The organism is Leptospira yasudae, assembly GCF_003545925.1.
In the GTDB taxonomy this organism is placed as follows: Bacteria; Spirochaetota; Leptospiria; order Leptospirales; family Leptospiraceae; genus Leptospira; species Leptospira yasudae.
Window position 1 is genome coordinate 137,030 of record NZ_QHCU01000002.1, and the last position, 11,292, is coordinate 148,321.

The 11,292-nt window shown below is 43.9% G+C and carries 11 protein-coding genes; 7 read left to right on the forward strand and 4 right to left on the reverse strand.

The genetic code is table 11. The features are described 5' to 3' along the window. The first annotated feature begins 124 nt into the window (after window positions 1-124). From DLM76_RS05790 to DLM76_RS05820, 7 genes are all read left to right on the forward strand, one after another. Window positions 125-982 carry an Hsp33 family molecular chaperone HslO gene (locus DLM76_RS05790; protein WP_118954479.1) on the forward strand — a complete coding sequence of 286 codons (858 nt, stop codon included), beginning with the start codon at window positions 125-127 and terminating at the stop codon, window positions 980-982. Window positions 983-989: 7 nt separating this feature from the next. Further along, window positions 990-1,517, forward strand: coding sequence for a tRNA (adenosine(37)-N6)-threonylcarbamoyltransferase complex ATPase subunit type 1 TsaE (gene tsaE / locus DLM76_RS05795; RefSeq protein ID WP_118964651.1), 528 nt, complete (start codon window positions 990-992; stop codon window positions 1,515-1,517). Further along, entirely contained in the window at window positions 1,514-2,194 is a 681-nt protein-coding gene (gene tsaB, locus DLM76_RS05800; RefSeq protein WP_118954477.1) for a tRNA (adenosine(37)-N6)-threonylcarbamoyltransferase complex dimerization subunit type 1 TsaB, read from the forward strand. The genes tsaE and tsaB overlap by 4 nt, the downstream gene beginning before the upstream one ends. Window positions 2,195-2,199: 5 nt before the next feature. After that, a complete protein-coding gene (locus DLM76_RS05805; RefSeq protein WP_118954476.1) occupies window positions 2,200-4,467 on the forward strand; it encodes a ribonuclease R family protein in 2,268 nt (755 codons plus the stop codon). An 85-nt stretch (window positions 4,468-4,552) separates the two neighbouring features. Then, complete coding sequence (locus tag DLM76_RS05810; protein ID WP_118954475.1) at window positions 4,553-5,059, forward strand: hypothetical protein; 507 nt, start codon at window positions 4,553-4,555, stop codon at window positions 5,057-5,059. Between the two features lies 1 nt (window position 5,060). Continuing rightward, entirely contained in the window at window positions 5,061-6,677 is a 1,617-nt protein-coding gene (locus tag DLM76_RS05815; RefSeq protein WP_118964652.1) for a GMC family oxidoreductase N-terminal domain-containing protein, read from the forward strand. 66 nt (window positions 6,678-6,743) lie between these two features. Beyond that, window positions 6,744-8,249 carry a tetratricopeptide repeat protein gene (locus DLM76_RS05820; protein ID WP_118954473.1) on the forward strand — a complete coding sequence of 502 codons (1,506 nt, stop codon included), beginning with the start codon at window positions 6,744-6,746 and terminating at the stop codon, window positions 8,247-8,249. A 122-nt stretch (window positions 8,250-8,371) separates the two neighbouring features. Here the strand turns inward: DLM76_RS05820 and DLM76_RS05825 are convergent, their stop codons facing one another. Genes DLM76_RS05825 through DLM76_RS05840 form a run of 4 tightly spaced genes read right to left on the reverse strand, consistent with a single transcriptional unit; the run spans window position 8,372 to window position 11,039 of the window. Beyond that, window positions 8,372-9,082 carry a type I 3-dehydroquinate dehydratase gene (locus DLM76_RS05825; RefSeq protein ID WP_118964653.1) on the reverse strand — a complete coding sequence of 237 codons (711 nt, stop codon included), beginning with the start codon at window positions 9,080-9,082 and terminating at the stop codon, window positions 8,372-8,374. 2 nt (window positions 9,083-9,084) lie between these two features. Beyond that, window positions 9,085-10,053: a KpsF/GutQ family sugar-phosphate isomerase gene (locus DLM76_RS05830; RefSeq protein WP_118964654.1), complete on the reverse strand. Its 969-nt coding sequence runs from the start codon at window positions 10,051-10,053 to the stop codon at window positions 9,085-9,087. Further along, on the reverse strand, window positions 10,037-10,576 hold the full coding sequence (locus tag DLM76_RS05835) for a UpxY family transcription antiterminator (protein WP_118964655.1): 540 nt from the start codon (window positions 10,574-10,576) through the stop codon (window positions 10,037-10,039). Before DLM76_RS05835 ends, DLM76_RS05830 begins: the two co-directional genes overlap by 17 nt. Beyond that, a complete protein-coding gene (locus tag DLM76_RS05840) occupies window positions 10,560-11,039 on the reverse strand; it encodes an LIC_10042 family TonB-like protein (RefSeq protein ID WP_118964656.1) in 480 nt (159 codons plus the stop codon). The genes DLM76_RS05835 and DLM76_RS05840 overlap by 17 nt, the downstream gene beginning before the upstream one ends. Window positions 11,040-11,292: the final 253 nt, after the last annotated feature.

The following is an 11,292-nucleotide window of genomic DNA, read 5'->3' on the forward strand; positions in this document are numbered from 1 at the left end:
CGATTCTAGTAAGTCTAAAAGAAAAAATACTGTCTTTTCTAGGAATGTTTGAGAGGATACGAATGACGTAGATCGTTACGATGTACGCAACCTCGACTCTCATTTCCCATTCGCAAAGGATTCCATGCAGAACCAAGACTCATTGATATACGGAATTTTACCGGATACGCATTTCCGATATTCCGTAGCCGAAATTTCGTATTCCGTAACGGCCGCTTCTAATTTACACAACTTGGACGACGCCAACACGGAACTTTTAGCGAGAACGATGATGGGGGCATTTTTTTTGGCGGATCAAGTCAAAGAGGATACGAAGGTAAGTTTACAGATTCAGTTCAACGAGGATTCCCCGACCCACTCTGTTCTGGCTTACAGCGATCGTAAAGGGAGAATGAAGGCGGTTCTCCGCGAAAGACCGGAAGAGGACGTGGAACCGAACAAAGCAATGGAAGAATATTCCGGAGTTCTCAAAGTCTTTCGCTGGAAAAACGGAGTTTGCATCTATCAATCCGTCGTTCCGTATCTCAATAAAAGTTTTGAGGATAATTTTCAGAATTACCTGAACAGCTCCGAACAGATCACTTGTTTTATTACTCTTTATATCAAAAAGAACGGGTTCCATTGGGATGTAAGAGGAATTCTTCTGCAATCGTTGCCGGAAGCAAAAGAGGAACACATTCAAAAAATTGCAAGTCTTTCCGAACAAATCAATCAGAACTCAGCTGAGTTCCTGGGAAAAGACGTTTACAATTGTTTGAATAAGATCGGAGAGGTTAGTCGCTCCGCGGTTCAGATTTTAGAGGAAGGCCAGCCTGAATTCCGCTGCGATTGTTCCGAAAATAAAATCAAGGAATTGATTCAAACATTGGGAAAAGAAGAAGCGATGCAGATCGTGGATGAAATCGGAATGATCGAAGTTACCTGCGAATTCTGCACTTCCATATATCGTTTTGAAAAAGAAAAGGTAAGCGAATTGTTTTGAGGATGAATTGGAACTCGAATTTCGAAATCTGAAACTGGAAGACTTAGACAAACCCGCAAACTTTCTCGTGCCGATTATTCTTTCCGCTTTGGAGCAAAAGCTTCATCCCATTTTTTTATTTACGGGCCAAATGGGTGCGGGTAAGACAACATTCACTTCCAAGCTGGTAAAAAAGATTTCCCCGAACGCAAACGTAAATTCTCCCACATACACTCTTGTGAACGAATATCCGATTCCGAACGGATCGCAACCCGGAGAAGAACCGAAATTTTTTCACTTCGATTTGCATCGTTTGAAATCCCCAGGGGAACTGGAAGACCTCGGATTCGAGGAAATCTGGAAACGGCCCGGAGTTTCCATCGTAGAATGGTGGCAAATCGCAAACGAAGATTTGGACACGTTTCCGTTGAAAATCGAAGTGGAATTCAAAACCGTTTCAGAAGAGGAAAGAAATATTACATTCAAAAGTTCTGATATACAAAGATTTCCAAATCTAAAAAATCTTTGGAAAGAATCGAAAGGGAATCCGGTATGAAAAAGATTCTTTTTTTCGATGCGACAAACCAATGGATTCTTGTGGAATCGTTTACCCTTGATTCGAATGGAGATCTGACTCCGGTTTCTTCGTATTCCGGAATCCATCCGCGGGAATCTTCTAAACTTTTGATCCAAGAATTACGAAATGTTCTAAAGAACTCGAATTGGCAATCCCCCGATTTGATCGTTAGTGCGCTGGGACCCGGTTCATTTACCGGGCTTAGAATCGCGGTCGCAACGGCGCGCAATCTTGCGCAGCTTTGGAAAATTCCCGCAATCGGATTTGATAGTTTAAACGTTTATACTTCGTTTTATCACGAAGAAGCCGGAGATCCGGTGATCGTCGGAATCGAGGCGAAACAGAAAAAAATTTATTTCGGAATGGAAGATACGAGAGGATTTTTCGGTTCCATAGACGTCAAGCCGGACGATATACTGGATAAAATACCGGAAGATCGATTACAGGCTTTTTTAACCTCGCAGAAGTACTCGGATCATCCCGAATTCTTTGCGGGAAATCCCATCTTAGAAAATCTTCCGTCCGCATCCGCGATCTTAAATCGCAACTTGGAATTACTTCAAGAAGCGATCGCATTTCCGGATCGGTTTCCGTATTGGAAACTCGTTCCGAATTACGTGCGCGGAACTTACGTCGACGATAAGTCGACGGCTTAGCAATTATGAATCAAAAGAAAAAACAAACAAAACAAAAGAGGACGACCCAACCTCAAACCAAAAAGAAAACCTTCAGTAAATCCGATCGAACCAAACGAGAGAGACCTTCGGGAAGAACCGAAGGCTTTCGAGAAAACGAAATCGGAAAAAAAATTCTCAAGTATCTTCAATCCAGAGCAGGATCGGTGATCCAACTTAAGGATCTCAGCGCGAAACTTCTCCGAGAAGAGAATCAAAATTCTTACGGTAAAAAAAGGGAGAAGTGGCAGTTTCAAGAACGCGAACGGGAAATTTCCGAAACGCTTCGGATTCTCGAAACCGAAGGATTGATTGAATTAGAAAAAAAGAATATAATAGTCAATCCGAATCAAAAATTGCAAGGAACGATTTCCATCAGCAAACGGGGGGACGGTTTCGTAAAACTTCCTTCCGGTATGGAAGTGTTCGTACCGGGTCAATATGCACAATCCGCGATTCAAGGCGATCTCGTAGAAATTCATCCGTATGGAATCGGAAAAAAAGGAAGACTCGAAGGAGAAGTAACCGAGATTCTTAGGAGAGGACGCGATCTGTACCGAATGATCGTGACCGAAAAAGATCCGAAGTTCATCTTCGGAAAACTTTTGGATATAGACGGAGAGGAAAAGGAAGGTTATCTCCTCCGCAAAACGATTCTTACCGACCTACAGGATGAAATCAAATCCGGCGACGTTTTAGTCGTGCGGCTGAAAGAAGATACGGAGCATGAAAGAAATCTCTACGAGGTTCAGTTCTTGCGGTTCGAATCCGACACGAAAGAAGATTTGGATCTGATGAGAATGCTGATGAAATACAATTACAGCATTTTGTATCCCGAGAATATCACCTTGGATCTTCCCGAAGAAGTCGAGGAAAGTACCGTCGACGACTGGGGTTCCAGAGTGGATCTGCGTAATCTGAAATGTATCACCATCGACGGCGAATATTCAAAGGACTTCGACGATGCGATCAGCTTTGTGGAAGAGAAGAATCGAATTCGATTCTACGTTCATATCGCCGATGTTTCCCACTATGTCCGTCCCGGGACCGACTTGGACGAAGAAGCGTACAATCGAGCGACTTCCGTTTATCTCGGAAGTCGGGTCGTTCCGATGCTGCCTCCCGAGTTGTCCGAAAATCTTTGTTCTCTCGTTGCGGGAAAGAATCGTCTTGCCTTTACGGTGGAAATGGAAGCCGATTGGAAAGGAAAGATCACTCACGCGAAGTATTATAAAAGTATAATTAAGGTAGCGGAACGATATACGTACAATCGGGCCGAATCCGAAATTCTTGCGGGCGATCGCCAAAATTGGATCTTTCGGATGAACGAATTTGCAAAAGTTCTTCGCGCAAAACGGGTCGAAAATGGAAGGGTCGATCTGAATCTAAAAGAAAACAAGGTCGTAACGGATTCCGAACACAACGTCGTCGAGATCGCCGTTCAGGATCGTTTGCAGGCGCATATTCTTATCGAAGAGTTTATGCTCTCCGCGAACATCAAGGTCGCCGAATATATCCGAAAGAAAAAACACCCGACCTTATATCGAGTTCACGAACCGATGAACGAAGAAAAACTCGAATCGTTGAACGCGTTTTTACAGTTAAACGGAATCAAAACCTTACTCAAGGATTCAAGTTACGAAGCGATCCGAGTCGTCTTGAAAGAATTGGAAGGAAAGCCTGCGGAAAGATTGTTCAACATGTTTCTACTGAGAACTTTTATGCAGGCTTATTATTCGGGAGAACATCTCGGACATTGGGGTCTTGGATTCGAGGACTACTGCCACTTTACTTCCCCGATTCGAAGATACCCCGACCTTGTTTGTCACAGGGTTTTGCAGCAGATTCTTCTGAGCAAAAAGCCGGTTTATACGCCGGAGGAAATGGTGACGTCCGGTCTACATTGTTCTCATCAAGAACGAAAAGCGACCGATGCGGAAAGAGATTATTACAAACTCAAGGCTTGTCGTTATCTCGAAAAAACCGGAATCAAGGAATTCTCCGCAACGATCACAGGATGCAAACCGTTCCTGATCTTTGTGGATCTGGAAAATCCGATGGTGGACGCATGTCTTCTTTCTTCCGAATTTACGGATGAAGGCGAAGTTCGGTTGGAAACCGATTTCTCCTTTTATTCGAAAAAGTTTACGAAGATTTACACACTCGGCGATAAAATCGAAGTCGAACTCGATCGCATCGATTACGAGGAGATCAAGATCTTCGTGAAAATGAAAAAATTCCAGAAGAAAGTATAGACAAAGAAATTCCTTTCCTATATTCCTGCAGAACAGTTGTTATATATAAAACCGGAGTCGTATTAACGGCAAACGGGAGGTGAACTTGGAGCTGTTTCTGCAAGAGTCGATTCCTCGGAGTCGATTTCTAAAACTAAGTTTAAAATTTTTAGCCGTGACCGCGTTCGTTCTTCCGGGAATGACCGCGTGTACCAGCGGTTCGATTCCCAGATTGCGAGGATTGAAAGACGATGCCTATCTTGCTTTCAAGTCTTTGGGAGAAGTTTTTCTCAAAGGAAATCCGATCCCCGATTTCGATCTGGGTGTTGCCGTGGATGATTACGTCTACGGGCATCCGACTCCGATCGATACGGAAAGCGTGATTCTTCTTTTGGGAATGATTCCTTCTTCCACGCTTGCCGCGCTCGCATTGGATTTTTCCTTCAAACCCATGACTTCTCTGAGCGTGGAAGAACGAGAAAAACGTCTGTTGTCTTGGAAAACTTCCTCACTCGGTTTAAAACGGGGAGCGTATTCGATCATGAGACAGATCGCATTCTTCCTCGTTTCAAAAGACAAAAGAATTCAAACATTAGCGGGATACGAGGGTTAATATGGGCGGAATTCCAGCGGCGAATGATAAAATCATCACTCCTAAAAAACACAAAGAGATCATTGAAAGAGAGAATATCAAAAACGGAACTTGGGAACTCACAGCGGATGCGGTTGTGATCGGTTCGGGTGCAGGCGGTGCGGTTGCGGCGGCCACTCTTGCTAAGAACGGTTGGAACACGGTTCTCATCGAAGAAGGATCTTATTTTACGCCGGCCCAGTTCAGCGGAGACGAGTTCTTATCTTCGGCTCGATTGTATCGCGACGCCGGTTTTATTATTTCGGAAGAACAGACATTGAGCATTCTTCAGGGAAGAACCGTCGGGGGGTCCACAACCGTAAACTGGCAGACATCCTTATATCCTCCCGACTACGTGACCGCGGAATGGGACAAACGATTCGGTTTGAAAGGATATTCGAGACAGGATATGGATCCGTTCGTTTCTTCCGTGCATGAAAGACTCGGGGTTCATCCCGTTCCTCAAAATCTCATCAATGCGAATAACAATACGTTGATGAAGGGTGGAAAGGCGTTGGGCCTTCATCCCGAAGTCTTGAACAACAACAACCGAGGTTGTATCGGTCTGGGTCGTTGCGGATTGGGTTGTCCGATCAACGCGAAACAATCCATGTTCCTAACCTACATTCCCGATGCGATCGAAGCCGGTGCGACCGTGATCGCGAACATGAAAGCGCAGGTCATTCACGACGGAACAACAAAAGTTGTGGTCGCCGAGTTCACTCCCGATCCGTACGAAAAGGCGCCTGATGCGGTGATTAAAAAAATAAAAGTTACCGCGAAGGTCGTCGTAGTCAGCGCGGGTGCGATCGAAGGTCCGGCTCTTTTGCAAAGATCCGGTTTAGGAAACGATTGGGTGGGAAGAAATTTGAAAGTCCATCCAACCAGCACCATCTTCGCGGTGTTTGACGAGAAGATCAATATGTTCTCCGGTCCTCCACAATCCGCCGTTATCAAAGACGGTCACAACCAAGACAATACGGGATACGGATTTTGGCTGGAAGTTGCCCCATTCCGACCTACGTTAGCCGCTTCTTTGATACCCTATTACGGAAAACAGCAATTCGATCAGATTCAAAGATATTCGAACATGAGCGCGGGAATCGTTCTCGTTCGCGACGGATCGGATGGAGAAGCGAACGCTTCCGTAAAATGGTCCTTAGGTTCTAGAAAGGTTTACTTTGAACTTACGCCTGGCGACGGGAAGAATATGCTCCGCGGTTTGAAGATGTTGGCGGAAGTACAAGCCGCTGCGGGTGCAAAAGAATTGATCTTCCCGTTTCCCGATATGGAAGCTCCGGTTCCTGTGGATAAAAACACGAAGTTCGATTGGATTCTTGAAAAGAAATTCAATCCGGGAAGTTTGCTCGTAGGCTCTGCGCATCCTCATGGTTCGATTCAAGCTGCGGATTCTCCTGAAAAGGGAGCCGTGGATCCGAACCTGGAATTGTACGGTCATAAAAATATTTTTGTGATTGATGCTTCCGTATATCCTACCGGTCTTTCGGTCAATCCTCAGATTACTACGATGAGTTTGGCTCTCAGGGCATCCGAGTTACTCGCGTCGAAAAGACAGGAAAAATTAGGAAATTTATTATAAACCAGTCCGGAGAGGGGTTACAAATTCACTTTTAAAAAAGACTTCCTCTCCGAAACTGGTCCTATGATGGGCTTGCGGATTTTTCTTTTTTCGGTTCTTTTGTATTCTATTTCAACTTCGCTGTACGCGGATTTGAAAGAAGGAAAGAGGGCGTATGCGAGAAAGGACTTTTCCAAGGCCATGGATGAGTTCCAAAAGTTCAACGATGCAAACCCTTCTTCGGGAGAAGCGTGGATGTACATGGGCTACATCTACGAATACAGAAGGGATTATCCGAAGTCCATTCAGGCGTTCAAAAAAGCGGTCGGTCTTAACTTACCGAAAAAAGATTTAGTCAACTGCTATCAAAAGATCATTCTTTATTTCAATTATCAAAGGGATTATCACGAAGTCATCGCGTATTCCAATCGCTTGCTGAGAATCGATCCGGATCTCACTCACATTCAAAAAATAAGATCCACTGCGGAAGAAAGACTTTCATCCGGTCATGTAGTTCATCATCGTCCCAAAAAACAAACCACGGAAGAACCGGAAACCAGCGGCCCGAGCACGGAAGAAGAATATCTTAAAATTCTAAAGAAAGAACCCGGAGACGAATCGGCGCGTTGGAATCTCTCCCTCATCTACGCGAATCACAAAGAGTTTCAAAAAGCGGAAACTTTGTTGGAAGGGCTTGTCAAAGACTTCCCCGAAAAACATGATTATCTGTATAAATACGGTGTGACTCTCATCCGTTTGGAGAAGTATCAAGAAGCGCTTCGCATATTGGATAAGCTCGAAGATAAAATCGGAAGCGGCAGTCCGAAAATGTTGTATTATGCGAATCTAAATCAAGCCGTTGCGTATCACAAAATGAAACGATACGAAGAAGCCGCAAAGTATTACAGAAAATCCTATGCGGCGAACACAACGGTTCAGCCGTTGATCGGTTTGACCAAACTCAAATACGAAGTCAAAGATTGCGAGAACGCGATCAAAACGGCCGAAAAAGCTCTCGAATTCGGAGAAAGAACGCATGAGATTCGGATGTATCTCGCGCTTTGCAAAATCCAAAATAAAGAAGAAACCGAAGGTTATACGATCCTAAAGGAGATCGCCTCTAAACTCGAGAAGGAAAACCCCGAATTTAAGAATCTTCCCGACGTTTACAACGACGGAATTTTGAAACTCGCTCGGTATTATACGAATCACGGTGAATACGAAAAAGCTCTTCGTTATTTTCACTCCGTTCAATCTTCGGAGGAAGAAGAGCGCGAATACCGTTTTTATCTCGGAAAGGCATACTACTACACCGGAAAGATCGATCAGGCGATTCTTATGTTGGAAAAGGTCGGCGGTTCTTCGGGAGCATATTATCTGTTGGCAAAATGTTATGCGAACAAGGACGACCTTGAAAAAACGATGGAATACATCCGTAAAGCCGCGAATATGAAACCGGCGATTTGGGCCGCCGCCGCGGAAGAAAAAGAATTCGATCGTTTTAAGGAAAAGTCTTCATTTAAATCCTTTTTGGAATCCAAAGGCGGCGATAAAGAGAAGACCCAGGATTCCCAGGCACTCGATAAAACCTGACTTTACGGAACACGAATCGGTTTAAACGTTCGACGCGAATCGATTCGAACGTCCAGCTGCAAACCGTATTGACTTCTCTGCTATCGAAAGAGTTCAATTTTCCTAAAGTGATTCAGTAAAAATCACTTTGAGTTTCTTAGTCGAAGTAAAGAATCCAAATCAACCTGACCGGGAGCCTTCGGTTCTGTCAAACAGCAATACGTAAAAATCGAACCGAAGGAATCGGGGAAAACCCTCGAAATTACTCCCATCGGCCCCATACAAATTCCCGTTAAAAACACATTCAAGTTTTTGTATTCGTTTGCGAGAGAGCGAAAGGAAGTTAGAAACTTGGTGAGTTCGCTGACCGAATTCGGGAAGACCGCGAATTTATAAACTAACGGTAGAACTCCCTCGTACTTTCTCTTTCCGTCCAAATAAGGATCCTTCCGGACCCAATCCCGCAACTCCTGTTCGGATAAAATACCGTTGAATTTGTGAACCGAACGAACCAACCCGAAACCTCGGTCCGCGTGCGATCCGAAAACTTCGTTAGAACGATTCAATTCCAAATCAAGATAGTGCTCTTTCGGATCGATCGAGTTTATCACATTCTGAAAATCTAATTCATTCTCTTTGGAAGCGGTTGTTTGATCCGTGTCTCCGGCTTGTCTGTATGTAAAAACGCACTTGGCATTCAATGCTTTGATTTTTTCGCCGAGCCTTGTTCGAATGCTTTCGGATGAAAATAAATCCAGACGAATCTCGATCCAATCACACGCGGGATGTTCTTTGAGAGAAAAAAATTCATTCTCACTGACGGTAAGAACGATTTTAAATTCCCGCGGATTCATACTTAGAGACCTTTTTGCAAAAGATCGTGTATGGATACGATTCCGATCAATTTCTGTGCTTTGTCTACGATCGGAGCGACTGAAATCGGACTTGGTCTAGATTCCATTTGTTTCAGTACGTCGTACGCATTTGAGCCGGATTGAAACGTTGTCGGTTTGGAATTCATCAGTTGTTCGGCCGTAATCGAAGAATCCAATTTCCCTTCCTTCAATTTTTTACGGATATCAAAATCGGTAATGATTCCCAGAAGTTTTCCGGAAGAATCCGTAACTCCGGTAGCGCCTTGTCTTTTAACGGTGATTTCGGTTAGAATTTCATCCAGCAAAGTGCTCGGAGAAACTTTTGCGAGATCCTTTTCTTTACGCATAACATCGTCGATTTTCAAACTGAGACGTTTGCCGAGTCTTCCCGCGGGATGGTAAAGTGCGAAATCTTCTTTTTTGAAATCCTTCAACTCCATCAAACACATTGCGATCGCATCGCCTAAAATCAAAGCGATCGTCGTGCTGGAAGTCGGAGCGAGTTCCAGCGGACAAGCTTCCTTCAAAACGGGAGTGATGAGAACGACATCGGATTCCTTTGCAAGGCGCGATTCTGCGTTAGCCGTCATCGAAATCAATTTTGCGCCTATGTTTTTGATCGTAGGAATGAGATTTAATAGTTCTTCGCTTTCGCCGGATTTTCCGATTGCAACGATTACGTCTTCGGTGGAGATAATTCCCGCGTCACCGTGCGCGGCGTCGGCGGGATGTAAAAAAACGGATGGAGTTCCGGTGGAAGAAAGAGTGGATGAAATTTTTTTACCCACGTCCCCGGATTTGCCGACTCCGGTTACGATCAATTTTCCCTTGGACTGAAGTATCAACTCGATTGCAGTCTTAATCGACGGGTCCAAGTTTTTTCTAAAATGGAGAATCGATTCTATCTCCGTATCGATCGCTTTTTCTATCTTCTCAAAAATTGGATCCAAGGTTTTCCTCCAGTTTTAACGTTTTTACATCGAGAGTCACCGACGTCATCAAATTCATTCCCGGAAATTTAACGAGGATCTGTTCCTCATTCTTTCGCGATATGACTTCGGCCTTGTATCCGGCAAACGGTCCTTCTTGAATAAGAACTTTTTTTCCGGGAGAAAGCTTTTCCTGAATTTCGATTTGAATCTTATCCGGATACGTTTCCAGAAATGACTTCACTAAATTGAGATCCTCGTCCGGAATCGCATACGGTTTTCCATCGTAAAATACGAAATGATGCGCGCCGGGTAGCTGGAGAACTTTGACTTTGTCTTGATAAAACGAAATCTTTACGAAGATATAAGAAGGATACATCGGCTCTTCAACGACTTTCCAGCGATCGGACCACTTTTTCTTTTTAGAAAGAAGCGGAAGAAAGCATTCGATCTTTCTTTCTTGAAATAATCGTTTGAGCTTTTTTTCGGCTCTAGGATTGGTATAGAGAACATACCACTCGTTGACTTCAGAATTCTCTTTCATCTACTTTAAAGGAAACCGGAATGATTAGGTTCGTTCCTTCTTTGAGGTTGAACTTCCAGGTCTTCAGCGCCCTTTGAAACTCGACATCGAATAACGAATATCGACAGGGTTGGATGGTCCTGAGAATTTCTCCCTTTCCGTCAGATTTTATTTTCACTTCCCAAGAACAATCCGATTCCAGTCTTTGTTCCAATGCGCCTTGTGGAAAGTGGATTTCGTTCTTAAATTCTTCGATTTCCTTTTGTAAAGTTCCTTCCGCGCTCGAATTTTCGGACGGGATCGTTTCCGATTTTTCGCCGGAGCCTTCATTGGAAAGGCTGAGTGTAACGTTTGGGGTTGCACCCCTTCTTAAAAAAATCGGAAAGTCGGCGATCGATTCGGATTTAAAGAGCGGTATAAAGAAAAACAAAAATATTAGAATATGAAAGAAGCCGGAAACGAGAAAAGAAAGGTGAATGCTCACAAGTCCATCCTTTCGAATTTGTTCTCCAAGTGCAATCGATACCCGAGAAAAGCGGGAGGGGAATTGATTGTCATTTATAAAAATCTTTCCAAAATTACGACTTAGACAGGAAAAGAGTCCGTGTTCCACTTTAAGTTACTTAACGGGTTCGGTACCGTCCCAAATCATGATTCCAGGAAAGAAACATAAGTCTTTCGGGCTACATTCAATTTTTATTGAATTCTTTGCTTAGGTTTCCTTTTTCGCTCGTTTA

What these genes read in the sequence shown, in the direction of transcription:
- DLM76_RS05820 (WP_118954473.1), top strand. Translation starts at nt 6,744, where the DNA reads ATGGGCTTGCGGATTTTTCTTTTTTCGGTTCTTTTGTATTCTATTTCA.
- DLM76_RS05805 (WP_118954476.1), top strand. Translation starts at nt 2,200, where the DNA reads ATGAATCAAAAGAAAAAACAAACAAAACAAAAGAGGACGACCCAACCT.
- DLM76_RS05835 (WP_118964655.1), bottom strand. Translation starts at nt 10,576, where the DNA reads ATGAAAGAGAATTCTGAAGTCAACGAGTGGTATGTTCTCTATACCAAT.
- DLM76_RS05815 (WP_118964652.1), top strand. Translation starts at nt 5,061, where the DNA reads ATGGGCGGAATTCCAGCGGCGAATGATAAAATCATCACTCCTAAAAAA.
- DLM76_RS05825 (WP_118964653.1), bottom strand. Translation starts at nt 9,082, where the DNA reads ATGAATCCGCGGGAATTTAAAATCGTTCTTACCGTCAGTGAGAATGAA.
- tsaB (WP_118954477.1), top strand. Translation starts at nt 1,514, where the DNA reads ATGAAAAAGATTCTTTTTTTCGATGCGACAAACCAATGGATTCTTGTG.
- DLM76_RS05790 (WP_118954479.1), top strand. Translation starts at nt 125, where the DNA reads ATGCAGAACCAAGACTCATTGATATACGGAATTTTACCGGATACGCAT.